At 48.9% G+C, this 17967-nt stretch carries 16 protein-coding genes; 10 read left to right on the plus strand and 6 right to left on the minus strand.

Annotated elements, in window-relative coordinates; all coding sequences use genetic code 11:
- The first annotated feature begins 183 nt into the window (after positions 1 to 183).
- Entirely contained in the window at positions 184 to 1734 is a 1551-nt protein-coding gene (locus tag IKW96_RS12175) for a zinc-ribbon domain-containing protein (RefSeq protein WP_296575204.1), read from the plus strand.
- A 90-nt stretch (positions 1735 to 1824) separates the two neighbouring features.
- Here IKW96_RS12175 and IKW96_RS12180 read toward each other — a convergent pair whose 3' ends face one another.
- Positions 1825 to 2175: a hypothetical protein gene (locus tag IKW96_RS12180; protein ID WP_296575206.1), complete on the minus strand. Its 351-nt coding sequence runs from the start codon at positions 2173 to 2175 to the stop codon at positions 1825 to 1827.
- A gap of 156 nt (positions 2176 to 2331) precedes the next feature.
- Between IKW96_RS12180 and IKW96_RS12185 the strand changes: the two genes are divergently transcribed.
- The 4 genes from IKW96_RS12185 (at position 2332) to IKW96_RS12200 (ending at position 8766) form a co-directional block, all read left to right on the plus strand.
- Positions 2332 to 3096 (plus strand): histidinol-phosphatase, encoded by a 765-nt coding sequence (locus tag IKW96_RS12185; protein WP_296575209.1) that lies wholly within the window; start codon positions 2332 to 2334, stop codon positions 3094 to 3096.
- Positions 3097 to 3256: 160 nt separating this feature from the next.
- Positions 3257 to 3883 carry an aminoacyl-tRNA hydrolase gene (gene pth / locus IKW96_RS12190; protein WP_296575212.1) on the plus strand — a complete coding sequence of 209 codons (627 nt, stop codon included), beginning with the start codon at positions 3257 to 3259 and terminating at the stop codon, positions 3881 to 3883.
- A 25-nt stretch (positions 3884 to 3908) separates the two neighbouring features.
- On the plus strand, positions 3909 to 7367 hold the full coding sequence (mfd, locus tag IKW96_RS12195; protein ID WP_296575215.1) for a transcription-repair coupling factor: 3459 nt from the start codon (positions 3909 to 3911) through the stop codon (positions 7365 to 7367).
- A 286-nt stretch (positions 7368 to 7653) separates the two neighbouring features.
- Entirely contained in the window at positions 7654 to 8766 is a 1113-nt protein-coding gene (locus tag IKW96_RS12200) for a hypothetical protein (RefSeq protein ID WP_296575218.1), read from the plus strand.
- Positions 8767 to 8810: 44 nt separating this feature from the next.
- On the opposite strand, the gene IKW96_RS12205 is transcribed toward IKW96_RS12200, so the two are convergent.
- The 5 genes from IKW96_RS12205 to IKW96_RS12225 all read right to left on the minus strand — a co-directional run bounded on the left by IKW96_RS12205 (position 8811) and on the right by IKW96_RS12225 (position 13600).
- Positions 8811 to 9695, minus strand: a complete 885-nt coding sequence (locus IKW96_RS12205) for an anti-sigma factor (protein ID WP_296575220.1) — start codon at positions 9693 to 9695, stop codon at positions 8811 to 8813.
- The gene (locus IKW96_RS12210) at positions 9685 to 10185 is read right to left on the minus strand and encodes a sigma-70 family RNA polymerase sigma factor (RefSeq protein ID WP_296575223.1); all 501 of its coding nucleotides are present in this window, start codon (positions 10183 to 10185) and stop codon (positions 9685 to 9687) included. Before IKW96_RS12210 ends, IKW96_RS12205 begins: the two co-directional genes overlap by 11 nt.
- Positions 10186 to 10305: 120 nt before the next feature.
- Positions 10306 to 10515 (minus strand): helix-turn-helix transcriptional regulator, encoded by a 210-nt coding sequence (locus tag IKW96_RS12215; RefSeq protein ID WP_028514108.1) that lies wholly within the window; start codon positions 10513 to 10515, stop codon positions 10306 to 10308.
- A gap of 15 nt (positions 10516 to 10530) precedes the next feature.
- On the minus strand, positions 10531 to 10860 hold the full coding sequence (locus IKW96_RS12220; protein WP_296575226.1) for a DUF6442 family protein: 330 nt from the start codon (positions 10858 to 10860) through the stop codon (positions 10531 to 10533).
- Between the two features lie 322 nt (positions 10861 to 11182).
- A complete protein-coding gene (locus IKW96_RS12225) occupies positions 11183 to 13600 on the minus strand; it encodes a glycosyl hydrolase family 65 protein (RefSeq protein WP_296575229.1) in 2418 nt (805 codons plus the stop codon).
- Positions 13601 to 13997: 397 nt separating this feature from the next.
- On the opposite strand from IKW96_RS12225, the gene IKW96_RS12230 reads away from it, so the two are divergent.
- The 5 genes from IKW96_RS12230 to nusA all read left to right on the plus strand — a co-directional run bounded on the left by IKW96_RS12230 (position 13998) and on the right by nusA (position 17967).
- Positions 13998 to 14444, plus strand: coding sequence for a LytTR family DNA-binding domain-containing protein (locus tag IKW96_RS12230; protein WP_296575232.1), 447 nt, complete (start codon positions 13998 to 14000; stop codon positions 14442 to 14444).
- Between the two features lie 12 nt (positions 14445 to 14456).
- Entirely contained in the window at positions 14457 to 15200 is a 744-nt protein-coding gene (locus IKW96_RS12235) for a hypothetical protein (RefSeq protein WP_296575235.1), read from the plus strand.
- Positions 15201 to 15502: 302 nt separating this feature from the next.
- Positions 15503 to 15889: a hypothetical protein gene (locus tag IKW96_RS12240; RefSeq protein ID WP_296575238.1), complete on the plus strand. Its 387-nt coding sequence runs from the start codon at positions 15503 to 15505 to the stop codon at positions 15887 to 15889.
- A 342-nt stretch (positions 15890 to 16231) separates the two neighbouring features.
- Positions 16232 to 16705: a ribosome maturation factor RimP gene (gene rimP, locus IKW96_RS12245; protein WP_296575240.1), complete on the plus strand. Its 474-nt coding sequence runs from the start codon at positions 16232 to 16234 to the stop codon at positions 16703 to 16705.
- Between the two features lie 44 nt (positions 16706 to 16749).
- A complete protein-coding gene (gene nusA, locus IKW96_RS12250) occupies positions 16750 to 17967 on the plus strand; it encodes a transcription termination factor NusA (protein ID WP_296575243.1) in 1218 nt (405 codons plus the stop codon).

A 17967-nucleotide genomic window follows, 5' to 3' on the forward strand; every position in this document is an offset into this window, starting at 1 on the left:
TTTTCTGTTCTTTCGACATCAAACGTATCCTATCGCCAAAAAAGCAGATATGTAATATAATGTAACAGTTTTTTTACTTGACATATTTTACCTTTTGACTTATAATAATTATAAATTCAGAAGCCGATTTAAGGCGGCTGTAAGCTTAAAGATACGGAATACACAAAAAACAGGAGGAATATTATGATCTGCAAAAAGTGCGGAAGCGAAATGCCCGAGGACGCTCTGTTCTGTACGGAGTGCGGAGCTTCGCTCAAAAAGGAAGATACACCTGTTACAGAAACTGTGAACGAGACTACAGAGGAAATAAAGGAAACTGCCGGAGAAATAAAGGAAACGGCAGAACAAGCCGCAGAAGAGGCTAAGGAAACTTTCAGGGACGACGAGCCAACCTCCATTCTTCCTCATCTTGAAGAGGTCATCGCAAATAACGAGGAGGCTCTCAGCCTTACTCAGGAGGACGTGCAGCTCCTCAACGACGAGCCTACGGAGATACTCAGCTCCTCGGAGACAATAGAGCTCCCCGAGCCTGACCCTGTTCCCGAGCCCGAAAGCGTTACGGAGGTCTTACATACTGACGGGGATAAGCCTGCGGAGTTCCCGAAACAGGAGGCTCCCGCAGCTGCTGTGAATGGCGCTGCCGACGCTTTCAATGACAACAGCAATACAATGGAGATACCTGTTCAGGGCGGACAGGACTATTACAGCAATCCGCAGTATGCCGCACAGCAGAGCGCTCCCGTAATACCGCCCCAGCAGCCGGTACAGACAGCTCCCGAGCCTGCGCCCATGCCGCAGCAGCCGGCAGAGCAGCCGAAGGTCCGCAAAAAGGTAGGCGGAGGACGTATCTTCGGAGCTTCACTTGTGACTATATTCGCAGTATTGTTCATGCTCCTGTTCAGCTTTGTACTTGCGATAAAGCTGGGTGCAAACGGCTCGGTCATCAGGAGAAGATTTGAAAAGCTGAACGACCAGACCGTTCTCACAGCCGAATTTGACGGCAAGGAGCTTTCAAAGACGCTGTACAACTCACTCGGCTTCAGGACTGCAACTCATGGAATGGCAGACGAAGCGGCTTTCAAGAGATATCTCCTTGCGACCGACTTCCGTGAGTACGCAGGACGGGTTGCGGAGGACTACCTTGATTTCATAATAGACGGCGAAGGTTCAAATCCTTCAATAACAGCAGGCGATTTTGTGAATGATTTCGTGAAAGCAAACAGCAGCGCCGCAGAGGACGAGTTCGGATACGAGCTCACCGACGAGGACTATGAGCTTCTCGAAAAGAATCTCGACAAGGACAATTTCTCCGATTCTCTCAGCGTAAGAGAGTGGAGAAGACAGCTCGGCTTTGACATTGACAAGCTCAGCTACCTGTTCTCATTCATAACTATCGGAATCATCGGCGGTATCGTACTGCTCTTCCTTATATGGATAAGCGCTATCGTGGACAAGCGCGCAAAGCACGTAACGGGCTTCTTTGCAACGATATTCAATATCGTGGGAATAATAGTGTTCCTGTCGGGACTTGTTATCATCGTAGGCTCGGCAGTAGCCTTCACATTCACACATAATGTGGGCTTCTACCTGTCCGAGAGCCTTCTTCTCCCGTTATCAGTGATACTGCTCATAATCGGCGGCGCGGAGCTCCTCCTTGGTTTCGTTTTCAGAAAGTCCAACAGGATAATAAAGAAAAAGGCAAAGAAAGCAGCAGCTGCAAACGCACAGAAATAACGAATAATAAAATCCGGAAGTATACTGTGGTACCTATATAGAGTACAAAACTGCTAAATGAGTACACAGTATACCTCCGGACTTTTTGTGCTATTCTGCCGTTTCAACCAAATAACGGAGCCTTTCAGCGATCTCTTCTCTGTACTTGCAGTTTTCGGGCTCAACGGAGAAAGAAACGATATCGTAATCAATGTCATACACCATAGTAAAGGGAACATCTCCCATATTACATCTATATTGTCTGCACCACATGAGTTCTTGGCCGTTTTCGGTTCCGGCGAGCATATCAGCTTTTCTGAGCAGTTCAATAAAGAAGCGCAGAGCAGCTCCGCGTTCACCGTTTTTGTAAAAAACTGACGGTATGAGTTCTTTTTCGTTGAAATTCAGCTCAAAGCAGTTGTCAAAGCCTGCCTTTGACTTTCTGTAACCGATACTTACCATAGCTTATGCCCTCCTTTTTCTTTAATCATACATCTGTATGCGGGATTTGTCAATGAGGAACTCTTCCGGAGAATGGCTGATAGCAGGCGGAACGTCTCCCTACTTGTTTTTTTCTCCGAAAAGTGGTATAATCATACTTTGAAAGGGGAGATTGGAATGTTTGCCAATTACCATACGCATACCTGCCGCTGCGGACACGCGCAGGGAGAGGACAGGGAGTTCGTTGAGCACGCTATTGCAGGCGGAATAAAGGTCCTCGGCTTTGCGGATCACTGTCCGTGGGTGTTTGATAACGGGTATGTTTCGGATATAAGAATGAAACTATCGGAGGTCGAGGGATATTTCAGGTCGCTCACTGACCTTAAAAAGGAATATTCCGACGATATCAGGATATATATAGGTTTTGAGGCGGAGTACATACCTCAGCTCATCGAAGCGCAGGACAGACTTCTTGCTGATTATCCCCTTGATTATATGATAATGGGACAGCATTTCAACGACCCCGAGTACGAGGGGGACTACATGGGAGCTCCCGTATTCAGGGAGAGTCTGCTCATACAGTACGTCGACAGGATAATAGAGGGAATGGAGTCGGGAAGATACCGCTATGTAGCTCATCCCGACCTGATACGCTACATGGGCGGCGACGAGGAGTACGAAAAGCATATGACGCGCCTGTGCGAGTACCTTAAAGTCAAGGATATCCCTGTTGAGATTAATCTGCTGGGTATGGCAGGCGGCAGGCACTATCCCTCGGACAGGTTTTTCAGTATCGCACAGAAGATCGGCAACAAGGCCATAATCGGCTGTGACGCACATATCCCCGGAGCCCTCTGCGACAGCGCAGCAATAAAGAGAGGCAGGGAGTTCGCAGACAGATACGGACTTGAAATAGTCGAATCGCTTCACGGCCTGGAATGATAAAGCCGTTAGTATGCGGGGTGCAGGGTATGCGCCAATATGATAGATTAAAAATGCAGGGGCAGTGTCTATACTGTCCCGTGATGTTTCACATATGCGGTCGGGCTGATGCAGGTATCAGTCCCTGCAATGATAATTGCGGAACAAAAGGAGAGATTGAATGAGTATTTTTGATGTGTTCGACAGGATAGCCGCAAATTCTTCCGCGGCAAGAGGTAAAATAGAATATGTGATAACCGGACTGGGCAACCCCGGACTTGAATATGAGAATACCCGTCACAATGCAGGCTTCATGGTGCTTGACGAGCTTGCAAAGCAGCTGGGCGAAGATATAAGCCGGCTGCGCTTCAAGGGCAAGACTGCCGAGGTAACTATCGAGGGTAAACGCTGTCTGCTGCTGAAGCCTACTACCTTTATGAACAACAGCGGCGAAGCCGTTGTACAGGCGCTGGAGTTCTACAAGATAGACGCGGCGAACCTCATTGTGGTATGCGACGATATCTCACTTGACTGCGGAAAGCTCCGCATACGCCGCAAGGGCAGCCACGGAGGACATAACGGTCTCCGCAGCATATGCGAACTGACCGGCAGGGACGACTTCCCACGCATAAAAATGGGAGTGGGCAAGAAGCCTCACCCCGACTACGACCTTGCAAAGTGGGTGCTCGGAAAGTTCGGCAAGGAGGACGGAGAGCTCATGAATGAGTCCGTGAAAAACGCCTGCGAGTGCATAAAGCTCATGGTACAGGGCAAAACGGACGAAGCCATGAACAAGTACAACTCATGACATCCATTCTTTAACGGAGAGAGCAATGAACATCTTTAAAGACACGTTTACCGAGCTTGCAGGCTTTAAAAGTCTGCGTGAAGCCATTGATAAGAATATCTCACCCGTCTCCGTGACGGGCCTTTCCCATATACACAGGGCGCAGCTCGTTCACGCTCTCGGCGGAAAGAAGATAAACCTCGTTGTTACAGGCACAGAAGCCGAAGCAAAGAAGCTCTGCGATGACATAAACACTATGGCAGGCAGTGAGGAGGCTGTGCTTTTTCCGTCTAAGGAGCTTGTTTTCACTCCTGTTGACAGTACCAACCACGAGTACGAGCATATGCGCATATCAGCGCTCATAAAGGCGGCAAAGAGCCGCTGCTCCGTGATATGTGCAAGTATCGAGGCTGTTATGCAGCCCGTTATCCCTGTGGGAGTTCTTATCGCTGCAGGGATCGAGATGACGCAGGGTCAGGAGATAAACCTGACGGATATTGCGCTGACTCTTGCAAAGTGCGGCTATCAGCGCTGCGAAAAGGTTGAGGGTGCTTCACAGTTCTCAATAAGAGGCTCTATCCTCGATATTTTCCCCGTGCAGGCGGATAAGCCTGTCCGTATAGAGCTGTGGGGCGACGAGATAGACAGCATTTCAGAGTTCGAGACCGATACTCAGCGACGCACGGAGGCTCTCGAAAAGGTGGAGATTTACCCCTCGGGCGAAGTCCTCTATGACAACAACGAGCTTGCGGACAGGATAGAGGAGCTGTGCAAAAAAGTCCGCGGAAAGCGCATGGACGCGGTCCGCGAGCATCTCGGCGCAGACGTTCACAGGCTGAGGGCAGGGGAGATACTGGCTCACAGCGTCAAGTACTACCCACTTGTCTACGGCGAGCCCTCCACGGTTTTCGACTACATAGACGGAGTTGTGCTTTTCAGCGATTATTCCGACGTTATGGACAACGCCGCAGGAGTTCTTACGCGCCATAATGAAGATATAAAGATACTCATGGAGGACGGACAGCTCTGCAAGGGACTTGACGGTTATGTGCTGGAGCTCTCCGAAGTGCAGCATATCGCGGAAAAGAAAGTATGCCTCTATATGAGCAGCTTCATGCAGGGCGGAGAGCGTATAGATTTCCGCAGGCTCGTCAGCTTCGAGGCAATGCAGACTGCCGCGTGGAGCGGTGAGATGAAGCAGCTCGTCGAGGACCTTGAGGACTTCAGACGCCGCGGCTACAAGATGATACTTGCGGCAGGCAGCGACAAGACCCTGCCTATCATACAGCAGGACCTCGGAGAAAAAGGCATTCCCTGCGATATCCTCACTGACAGCTCCGAGGCTGTGAGCGGACGTGTGCTGCTCATGTCGGGAAGTCTCAGCGGCGGATTTGAATATCCCGAAAACAAAACAGTTCTCATAACACAGGGGCGTTCTATGGACTCGGTCCGCAGAAAGCGCCGCAAAAAGAAGAATAAGGCAGAGGAGATACGCTCCCTTGCGGATATCACCGAGGGCGACCTCGTTGTACATTCGGGTCACGGTATCGGACGTTTCATCGGTATACGCAAGCTCGAAATGGACGGAATAACAAAGGATTACATCACCATACAGTACGCAGGTACGGATAAGCTCTATATCCCTGTAACCCAGCTGGATATGGTGTCCAAATACATCGGTCCCCGCGATGACAGCGGCGTGAAGCTCAGCAAGCTCAGCTCAGGCGAGTGGCAGAAGACCAGGAACAACGTAAAACACGCTGTCAAGGACATGGCTCACGAGCTCATCGCCCTCTATGCAAAGCGTGAAAAGAGCGTGGGCTTCGCATTCTATCCCGACGACGAGATACAGCGCGATTTCGAGGAGCGTTTCCCCTATGTCGAGACCGACGATCAGCTCACATCTATCGCCGAAATAAAGGCTGATATGGAGCGCCCCCGTCCTATGGAGAGACTGCTCTGCGGCGACGTTGGCTTCGGCAAGACCGAGGTGGCTCTGAGAGCTGCCATGAAGTGCGTCCTTTCGGGCAAGCAGTGCGCTATACTTGCGCCTACGACGGTTCTTGCCTATCAGCACTATCAGACGGCTCTGCGGCGTTTCGAGCACTTCCCCGTGAATATCGAGCTCCTCAGCAGATACCGCTCCCCGAAACAGCAGGAGGAGATAATCAAGAAGCTGAAACAGGGGCGTATTGACCTCCTGATAGGTACTCACAAGATAATACAGAAGTCTGTGGTATTCAAGGACCTGGGACTTGCCATAATCGACGAGGAACAGCGCTTCGGCGTGGCTCACAAGGAGAAGTTCAAGGAGAGCTTTGCAGGAGTTGACGTGCTCATGCTCTCGGCAACGCCTATCCCGAGGACCCTCAATATGGCAATGAGCGGCATACGCGATATGTCTGTCATCGAGGAGCCGCCTCAGGACAGATATCCCGTTCAGACCTACGTCATCGAGTACAATATGGGTACGGTAGTACAGGCTATCGTCAGGGAGCTCCGACGCGGAGGACAGGTCTACTATATCCATAACCGCGTTGAGACCATACGCGCCTGCGCTTCACGTTTGCAGGAAATGCTCCCCGAAGCCCGTATCGCCGTGGCTCACGGTCAGATGAGCGAGGACGAGATGTCCGACATATGGGAGCAGCTCGTGGAGCATGATGTGGATATCCTTGTATGCACCACTATCATAGAGACAGGTGTGGACGTACCTAATGTAAATACCCTTATTATCGAGGATTCCGACAGATTCGGACTTTCGCAGCTGTATCAGCTCCGCGGACGTGTTGGACGTTCAAACCGCAGAGGCTATGCATATTTCACCTATCAGAGGGATAAGGTCCTCACGGAGATAGCTACGAAGAGACTGAACGCCATGAGGGAGTTCACACAGTTCGGCAGCGGTTTCCGCATAGCTCTCCGCGACCTTGAGATAAGAGGTGCGGGAAGTATCCTCGGCGGCAGACAGCACGGACACATGGAGGCTGTAGGCTACGATATGTACTTGCAGCTCCTTTCGGAAGCTATCGCGGAGGAAAAGGGCATACAGCCCGAAAAGATACCCGAGTGTCTCGTGGATATACAGATCGACGCCCATATCCCCGAGGACTACATTTCAAGCCTTAATCAGCGTATAGATATGTACCGCAAGATAATGCTTGTCAACGACGAGAGCGACAAGACTGACCTCATAGACGAGCTTATCGACCGTTACGGCGAACCGCCAAAGTCAGTGGTGGGACTTATCGACGTTTCACTGCTGAGAAACAAGGCTGCACACCTGGGAATAACCGAGATATCACAGAAAAACGGCGCGATGTACTTCTATACCGAGTACATTTCGACAGACCAGATAGCGGCTCTGCAAAAGGCGTACAAGGGCAGGATTGCCTTCAACGGCGCAGGGAAGTCCTATGTGTCCGTAAAGATATCGCCTAAGGTGCTGCCGTTTGAGATGATGATAGAAACGGTCGACATATTCTATCAGCACCGCGACAAGTAGCTTTTAGCAGCTTTGTCCCTTTGTCTCTTTATCCCTTGCTCCCCTTGTCTTTTGATTATTATAAAAAATCCCTGTATATCGGAAGGGACAAAGGGAAGGAACAGACAAACATTGTTGAAGCTCAGGAGCGGACTGACATATGTTCCCCAACTATGCCGATAGTCGGAAACTCTTATGATAGGCTTGTGAAAAATCGAAAAATCACTTTACACGTGTAGCTTTTTGTGCTACAATGGATTTGTAAACAGACACATTGCGCTTTCACATACACAAAGGAGATACACATATGAATTACAAAAGCTTTATCGCAGGCGCTATGGCTTTTGCTCTTGCAGCCTGTGCGGCAGGATGTTCGGACAAGAAGAGTTCCGACTCCAAGCAGGATAACAATAAGGAAACTACAGCTCCCACAGAAACTACAGCTGCCGAGGAGACCACCGAGGAGCTTCTCCCACCTGTACCTGTTGAGGCTACAGACCCTAATACTGTCACATTTGACGACGGTATATTCGACTTCGTGACTACAAGGAACGAGGACAAGGACTGCGCTTCGGGAACTATTTCCGTAGTTGAGCTCATGGGCAATAAAATGCTCAGATTTGCAGACGATAATACAGTTCCGCTGGACGGAAAGGTCCAGAAAGTAATAATAAGCGCTACAAAGCTGCTCGGAAACGAGGGTGCGGCAAAGGTAAGGAGCATCGAGTTCGATATGTACGCTCAGGCTACCGCAGACCACCTCAAGACCGACGACGCAGACGGCGTAAGAGCTCCCGGCTGGATAGGCGGAGGCGGCGGTACTGTCACCGCAAAGGACAACAAGTGGTACGATTTCAAGGAGTTCAGCGGCGGCGAGTACAATTTCGAGACCTCGGGCAACGTTCACGCGGTGTTCAAGTTCCTGCTTGCCGATGACGGACAGTGCTGGACAGAGGAAATGGAGGACGCCAATTTCCTTATCATGCGCTGGGGAATCGCTAACGAGTCGGATATGTATATAGACAATATCGTTTTCTACGACGAGGACGGAAAGTCGATACCGCTTGCTTATCAGAAGTCAAAGATGGAGCAGCTTGAAGATGCAGCTTCACAGATGAAGGCTGAGATAGAGGAAAAGGCTGAAGAGGCTAAAGCCGAGTTTAACGAGGGAATTGAAAAAGTAAAGACCGAGTCCGAAAAGGCAAGGGAAGAAATGAAAGCCGAGTACGAAAAGGCAGTTGCCGATATGAAGGCTAAATTTGAAAATGCCAGTGACGATATCAAGAACTCTGAGGAGTACGAAAAGGTAAAGGCTAAGATCGCCGAAGCCGAGGCAAGGATCAGTGAGGGTTCAGCCAAGGCTAAGGAGGCTTACGAAGAGGCTTCCAAAGCATTTGAAGAGTCAAGAAATAATCAATGATAACAAAGCGCTTCCCCATGTACACGGAAGCGCTTTTTGTGTAATTATTCGACTTTTACCCAGTCGTATTTGGAGTATTCTTTGCCTTTTTTTATGCCTTTGGAAACTTCCTGTACTTCATAAAGTACCTTTCCGTTTTCGTCAGTGGCAGTACCCTCACTGATTATAAAGGGATCTGTTTCAAACTCATACTGAGCAGCAATAGAATAGCCTGTACCGCAGAAGCCGTTCTCGTCGGGGAAAAGAGTATATGTTTTTCCGTGTTCCACGTAGCTTATTTTCTTTATGCGTTTGTCTGTTACGTAAAATGCAGTACAGCCGCAGTATTTAAGACCGTTATCATAGGAGCACGCCCCACCTTCAACGATTATAGCTTTATCTGTTTGCAGGTCTCCTATGCTGCCTCCTGTGCCGCTCCACATTCCGATTCTCAGCAAGTCGCTGCGGTCTGCGGTGCTTTCTGCAAGCATAGTAGGTTCGCCTGGGCGGTCTACAAGGGCAAAAGTGGATTCACACTGTCTGTCGGGACTTTTTACAGTGCCAAGGAATGTTATCTTAGCTTCTGAAAGGTCGCACCATTCGCCTATGAATTGCTTTGCGATACTTTTGGGAGAAAATCTTGCGCCGTCGATGAAATTTCCGATTATGCCTATAACGAATAGAGCAGCTATCACAGCGCAGGTGACTTTAAGAAGCATCCAGCGGTGGTGTTTGCGGACGCGCTTTGCGGTCGCTGTGTATTTAGCCGTATCTTCGGGCAGAGGGATATTCTCGCAGGGCTGTATATTGCCTTTCATCTGCTCCCACTCGCTTTTGCATTCGGCACATTCGGCTAAGTGCTCTTCTACGGCTTTTCTGGACTTTTCCGACGCTATACCGTCAATGCACAGGGGCATGAGGTCGCGTATTATCTCATGGTCATATTTCATATCCGTACCTCTCTTTCATTATTTTCCGGAACTTCACAACTGTGCGGTTATAGATGACAGCCGCAGTATTCGGGCGTATTTTCAGTATCGCGGCAATTTCCGCATAGCTTATGTCCGAATACAGGCGGTACTGTACAACGGAACGGGCAGGCTCATTGAGCTCGTCAATGAGCTCCCGAAGCTTTGAGAGCACTTCCTTCTGCTCGATATCGTCGGTGGGCGGCGGAACTGACAGGTCTGACTGCTGTTCCCTGATATCGCGCTGACGAGTCTCTTTGCGTATGTATTTGGCATAGATATTTTTGGCTATCTGAAAAAGCCAAGTTCTGAGACTGCACTCGCCGCGGAATTTTCCGAACGAGAGGAACGCCTGATAGAATGTTTCCTGAGTGAGTTCTTCTGCGGCGGCGAGGTCGAATGAAGTCAGGTGCATGAGAAATCGCATGACTTCGGGCTGATATTTGTTGTATATCTCTTCAAATTCATTCAAAGGCATTCACCTCCTGCTTTGTGGTATATGATACGTATCTGTATATTAGTACCCGCTGTGCGGAGAAAATTACAGCCTGCGGAAAATATTTTGCGCTTCCTTTATCGGAAGCGCTTTTTGTCAGTCGAAATAAAATATGTCCTCAAATTTCTTGTCAAGAGCAATGCATAGTATCAGCGCAAGCTTTGCCGTGGGACTGAACTGTCCCGTTTCTATGGAGCTTATGGTATTTCGGGAAACACCAACCATTTTGGCAAGCTCGTCCTGTGAGAGGCGCTGTTCCTTGCGTATCTCTTTAAGCCGGTTCCGGAGTATAAGTGAATCGTCCATCATTTAGCCACCGCCTTATGGTCTGATATTGAAAAGCTCGCATATTGCTATAGTAAAGAAAATGAGGAACGAAAAGCAGGCGCTTGCCGCGCAGAATATATCCACGGGCTTTTTGCTTTTGACAGCTTTATAAAGGTGCATCGAGAATATCATAAAGAACTCCGTGGCGATAACAGCGAAATTCACGCGCCATGTAGCGATGAGCGAAAGTACGGTCCACAGACAGGTGAAGCCTATACTGCACATAAGAGCGAAAAAGGTGCTTTTTTTCAGGCGTTCTATCTCTGCGTAATCGCGGTTCTTGTTTTCCTGTCGGCTTTTAGCGAGTATTTCTTCTTTATTCATAAATGTTACCTCCCATATCATGCAAAGTTTTATTGGCGGTTTTTGACAAGTATACTTGGTAATTGTATTATAGCACTGCCAAGTGTACTTGTCAAGACTTTGCAAAGCAAACTTGTCATTTTCGTGATTTTGGCCAATCAGACAGTGCGTGGATAGTTGCATATGCACAAAAATCTGTAGGGGCTGGCGCCCATGCCCTCCCGTGATAGGCGTATAATCCATGTCGGGAGCCCGAGGGCGGGCTCCTCTACATATCAAAAAAAGGCGGACCCGATTATTCGGATTCGCCTTTAATTCTGCATTATGCATTACACATTACGCATCAGCCCATAACTACCTTTATCTCGTTTACAGCTGCCAGCTTGTCAGCAGGAACGTAATTGCCTGCAAGCTTCTCGCCGTTGAGTGTGAGCTCCTTGACACCGCTCTGAACGTGTGCGGAGTTGTCGATAGTGATGTTGAGCTTCTTGCCGCGGAAGTTCTTCTCTATCCTGAAGCCGTCCCACTTAGCAGGGATAGACGGAGCTATAGCAAGTCCGCCGAGGTCGGGCCTCATACCGCATATACCCTCAACACAGCCGACCATAACTGTTGAAGCAGTACCTGTGAGCCAGTGAACGTGAGAACGTCCCTCATATGGAGAAGCCTTGGACTCGGTGAACTGTCCGTGTACGTATGGCTCCATAACACGTATCTCAGCCTTGTCGTTCATAGCGGCAGGCGAGCTCTCAAGGAAGTACTCGAATGCGCGGTCGCCGTGACCGAGAAGAGCCTCGGCAAGTATGAGCCAGCCCTGGGACTGTGAGAAGATACCGCCGTTTTCCTTTGTATCAAGGTTGAACACCTGCATGAGTGCGCCCTTGAAGTGGTGATACTTGTAAGGGGGCTCGAGGAGCTTGGCTCCGTAAGGTGTATTGAGTATATCGTGAACACTGTTCATAGCCTTTTCAGCCTGCTCGTCGGAAGCAAAGCGTGAGATAACGCTCCAGCTCTGAGGATTGAGCCACATATTTGCCTCGGGGTCCTTCTTAGCGCCGACGATAACGCCGTTGTCGCGGATTCCGCGGATAAATCTGTCCTCGTCCCAGCACTTTTCAAGTGCGTCGCCCAGCTTCTTCTGAGCGCCGTCGAGGTATGCGATGTAGTCTGTATCGTTCCTGTCCTTAGCCATGTCGCGCATAACGTTCATAGCGTAGTAGAGCTGGAATGCCACGAATGTGGACTCGCCCTGTGCGCCGAGGCGGAGACAGTCGTTCCAGTCGGCGTGGAGACCTGCGGGCATATCGTGACTGCCGAGACGCTCCATGGAGAAGCGGATAGCATTCTTGAGGTGCTCGTAAACGGTAGCCTTTCCGCCGCCCTCTTCCGCATAGGTGATAACTTCGTCGAGGAAGCCCTTGTTGCCGCTCTCACCGAGGTACTTGACGATAGTGGGGAAGAGCCACAGTGCGTCGTCTGCACGGTATGAGGGGTGACCTGTTTCCTTGGCGTAAACGCTGTGCTCGTCGTTCTCGTCGGGGCAGGTCTCGTGGCCTGCGTTGTGGTCGAACTTAACGAGGGGCAGACCGCCGCCGTTGCTAACCTGAGCAGAGAGCATGAAGCGTATCTTCTCAGCTGCCATTTCGGGGTCAAGGTGGATTATACCCTGTATGTCCTGAACCGTATCGCGGTAGCCGTAGCCGTTTCTGAGTCCGCAGTATACGAATGAAGCTGCTCTTGACCATATGAAAGTGATGAAGCACTGGTAAGCGTTCCATACGTTTATCATGTTGTTGAACTCGTCTGACGGAGTCTCAACCTTGAAGTTTGAGAGCTGTCCGTGCCAGTAGTCCTTGAGCTGCTTTACTTCAGCGTCAACCTTTCCTGCTGTCTTGTATTCTTCAAGTATAGCAGCAGCCTCGGGGTCCTTGCGCTCGCCGAGGACGAAGATGAACTCCTTTGTCTCGCCGGGAGCGAGAGTGATATCGCTCTGGAGAGCGCCGCATGAGTTGGAGTTATAGTTCATAACGCCGCTGCACTTGCCGTTCTCGACAGCGATAGGGTTCGAGAATGTCCTGTATGGGCCGATGAAGTCGCTGAAGCTTCCGCAGCAGCCTGTAACGGGCTGACCTACCATGCCGAAGAAGCGCTCCTGACCGTTGTAGCCGTTCTCGTCGAAGCCTGTGTTCTCGTTCATGTGCTGGAGTATGCGGTTGCCGCCCTCAAAGCTTGTGCGTGTGATGAACAGTGTGTACTGGAGATTTACCTGATCCTGCTCGTAATTCGGCTCGTTTGTGAACTCGATGAAGCCGAAAACAGAGAGCTTTCTCTCCTTTGAGTAGTTGTTTGTCACCTTTGCTCTCCATACCTCATAGGTCTTGCCGTAGGGAACGTAATATGTAGTTTCGGACTTTATATCCGCATATTCAGCGGAAATAACAGTATAAGCGGTACCGTGGCGGCATTCGCTCTTGTACTTGTCAAGAGGCTTGCCCACAGGCTGCCATGAAGCCGACCAGTAATCGGCGGTATCGTTGTCTCTTATATAAATGTAACGTCCCGGCAGTGCCATATCCGAATTGAAGCGGAAACGTGAAAGTCTGCCGTTTGCGCCTGATTTAACGAAGCTGTAGCCTGCGGCGTTATTGGATATCATAGCGCCGTACTCGGGATCTCCGAGATAGTTTGCCCAGGGTGCGGGGGTAGCGGGGTTAGTGATGACGTATTCTTTGTTTTCAAGGTCAAAGTGTCCGTACTGCATAAAAACCATTCTCCTTATCATTCTGCCGTTGGACAGTGCTTTCCTCGGGCAGGAAATATCACTCTAAGTATACCATGTAATAGGACGTTTGGCAAGGGGGTAAAGATGAATAAATCGTGAACAACAGCAAAAATGGCATAATATTTTACTACAATTTGTAATATTATACTATGAATTTGCTGTTTGTTATCATATCAGTGCCGATGTTTATACATTTCGTTTTACCCGAACGGTATGCTGACCTGTATGCAAGCTGTGAATCCGTGAGTGCAAGGTGTGCTGAGAGTATTGATTTTTAACAGCGGGTCTATTATAATAAAATCACAGACAGCGGCAGAGACTGCGTCTGAACGATAAGCTTATCAATGATACAGGGAAAAGGAGGCGGCAGCCGGCAATGAAGATAAGATTGCTTGTAAGCGATGAACACTATGACTCGATAGCGGCTGAGCTGGTAAAACTTGGGATAGACGTTGACGACGACGCGGAGCTGATACTCTCCGAGCAGAACGTGACGGTATCTTACCTCATAGCGCGGCGGAACGACGAGATATACAGGCTCGATACGAAGGATATCTCTCATATCGAGAGCTTTGCCCATGACATTGCGGCGTACTGCGGAGATGACGAGTACAGGCTCTCGGAAACACTGAAACGCCTTGAGGAGATACTCGACCCCAAGGAATTCATACGTGTTAGCAACTCAGTGATAGTGTCAGTATCGCATATAAAGAGCATACGTCCCGCGTTGTCACAGAAGTTCCTGCTGACTATGAAAAACGGCGCAAAGGTGGACGTAACGCGGACGTATTACTACATATTCAAGGAATTCTTAGGGATTTAAGGAGGGGTAAACATGAAAGAAGGAATAAGTATCGTAAGTATCGTTCTGCCTGTATTAGCGATCGCGGTCATAGTAGCCGCTGCATTTGCGGTTTATAAGACCATATACAGCAGAAGGATAAAAAAACGCCTTGCAGAGGGCAGAGAAGCGGATATAAAACCGATGATGCCGCCTGTGAAGTTCGTTATCGTCACAATACTGAGCGCTTTGGGCGGAATGATACTGGTATGGCTGATAATAATGATAGCGTTCAGTGCGAAAATGAACAGTCAGAAGAAAGAAATGGCAGTATATCCGAGTGTGCGTTTTTACAGAGATGAGCAGCTTGAGGATTCGCTGTTCGCAGGGTACAGATTCGGCGATGAGATAAAGGGTTATAACAGGATATCGAAACAGTTCGGTGATGTAAAGCTTGAAGTATACGTTACAAAAAATTCCTTTGATACGTTTCCGACTCTCCTCATCGCTTCCGACTATGTGGGGGATAAGGAGAAGGTAACTTTCTGCGAGGAAGTGAAATACAGCTTTTACACTGAGAACTGGGGAAATGATGTGTGTCCCGATTCTTTGATCGCCATAGATGTTGGCGGTTATAAGGGTGAATTCACATTGAATCATAAAGTGTATTACAGCGACAGTATTGAGAACTTGATCAATGAACCTCCCGATGAAAGCTATGAGTTGGATTTCAGGATACACGAGTCGGGCTCGATAGCCTGCCCGCAGCTGGGACTTACAGTTGACAGCTGGGACTGATGAACGGAAGAAAGAAAAAGGATATATACGCAGGCGGCTATATACAGCCGCCTGTATTCTTTATCTATCAAAAGTTACATATGTCATTCATGTAATTACAAATGTCACCGGAAAAGTGACAGATGTCATCTTTGCAAACGGCAGTTTTTGAGTATAATAAAAGCATAGGGTTGCGCGACACCTAATCAAAAGCAATACGAACGAAAACCAACATCAACATCAATATGTAAGAACGGAAAAAGAAGAACACAAAACAAAAAATAAGGGTGATAAACAAATTTTATTTGTAAAGGAGAATCATTATGAAAGCTGATTTTAAGATGACTTTGACTGCGATAGCAGCGACAGCAATGTGTGCAGTTCCCATGTTCAGCATGATAGCGAATGCAGACACATATGAGAAGGGCAACCGAATGGTAATTGAAAACGAAGAATTCCAGCTCAAAAATGAGGAGTTTCAGTTCAGGGGAACAACTCCTTCTCAGGAGTTCAGACCTGTCCGGACAACTATTGTCCTGACAAAACTGCCTCCGAATACATGGACGGAAATTTATACAAAATTGCCTCCGAGAACGTGGATAAACCCTTGTACTGATCCTATCAGGGACAAGTTCGAGATCGACGACCGTTATTATATGGCAAACAATATCAAAACGACTACTGTGGAAGTAGCAAAGAATATCCGCTGACGGAAATGATGTAATAATAACTTTCATGATAAAAGATATATTGGGATTTGATAATAAATGAGATCTCCCCTTGAAGCCTCTGCACGGCTTTCGGGGGAGATCTTCTGTGCTTTGCGGAAAGAAAATGATAACGGACAGGTCCGTTTTTTTCTCACTTCAGAAAAAACTGAGGTTTTTTGAAAAAAATTCCGAAAAACACTTGATTTTTGCGAAAAACCGTGATATAATATTACATGATGATAGTAAACCCAAAGACCGGAGCCCTTCCGGTCTTTAGTATTTATATCGGCACTATTACATTGCAGAGAAAGGAGAGACCCGATATATCGGGAAAAACTGCCTATGAAATTCAAAAAGTTCGGCGGTACGGAACAAAAGGTATACGATCTTATCAAGCCCATAACCGATGAGCTTGGCTACTATCTGTGGGACGTCTGCTACGAAAAGGAAGGCGCTATGTGGTATCTGCGCGTGTTCATCGATCAGGACGAGGGGATAACTATTGCGGACTGTGAACGCGCAAACGCTCCCATAAGCGATATCCTCGACGAGAAGGATCCCATTGCACAGAGCTATATGCTGGAAGTCGGCTCGGCAGGACTGGAGCGCGAACTCGTGAAAGAGGAGCACTTCGAGGTCTGTCAGGGAGATACCGTAAGGGTACGCTTCATAAGAGCAGTGGACGGCGAAAAGGAGATCGTGGCTCAGCTTGTGAGCGCAGACAAGGACGGCGTGACAGTCGCACTTGAAAGCGGTGAGGAAAAGAAATTCCCACTGGCGGATATAGCTTTTGTAAAGCTGTATCTCGATTTCTGAAATGTGAAAAAACAAAATAAAATATATTGGAGGAATTTACAGACATGAACATGAATAAGGACTTTTTCAGGGCGCTTGAGGCTCTCGGCGAGGAAAACAGCGTGGAGACCGACCTTCTCATCGAAAAGGTAAAGTCGGCTATGCTTAAGGCTGCAAGAAGAGCTTATCCCCACAGCGAGGAAAGGATCACAGTTGAGATCGACCCGAAAACGAAAAAGTTTGAAATGTACATCAGACAGGATATCATCGACGATGAGCCTATCGACGAGAACGAGGTCAACATCGACGTCGCAAGGACTATGGACCCCAACGCTATGGTCGGCGGAACCATAATGAAGGAGCTGGATATCTCCAAGCTTGGAAGAATGGCGGCTCTCTCCGCAAAGCAGTCCATCAAGGGCGACCTCAGGGAGATCAACCGCGAGCAGATGCTGAGCAAGTTCGAGCAGAAGGAGCATGAATGTATCACTGCAAAGGTATCTCAGGTAGAACCGGGCAGAGGTACGGTCACAGTCGTTTATGACGGAACAGAGCTCTACCTCTTCCGCAACGAGCAGATACCGGGCGAGAACCTGGAAGAGGGCAGAATGGTCAAGGTCTACATCACAGGCATCATCGGCAAGAACAAGAAGCCTGTAGTAAAGATATCACGTACTCACAAGGACCTCGTGAAGAGACTCTTCGAGCAGGAGGTCCCCGAGATATACGACGGCACTGTTGAAGTAAAGTCCATATCCCGTGAGGCAGGTTCGAGAACAAAGATAGCCGTATGGTCAAAGGATGAGAACGTTGACGCTGTCGGAGCTTGTATCGGTCCGAAGCGTTCAAGAATAACAGCTGTAGTTAACGAGCTCAACGGCGAGAAGATAGACATTATCCCGTGGAGCGAGGTGCCCGAGGAGTTCATTGCAAGAGCTCTTGCTCCGGCAGAGGTGCTGAAAACAGTCATCACTTCCATGGAGGAGAAGGCTTGTACTGTCATCGTTCCAAACAATCAGCTCTCACTTGCTATCGGCAACAAGGGTCAGAACGCAAAGCTTGCTGCGAAGCTCACAGGCTTCAAGATCGACATCAAGCCTCAGTTCGACACAGTTACCAACGAGGAAGCTCCCGAGCTGAGCCCTGATTTCGTAGCTCCCGTATTTGAAGCAGCTCCTCCTGCCGAGGAGATCGGCGAGAATGCCGAAGCAGAGGAAACAGCTGCTGAGACAGCTGCCGCAGAAGCAGAGGAAAGCACAGAAGCTCCTGCAAACGAGGAATAA

This window comes from Ruminococcus sp. (assembly GCF_017549005.1).
GTDB lineage: Bacteria > Bacillota > Clostridia > Oscillospirales > Ruminococcaceae > Ruminococcus.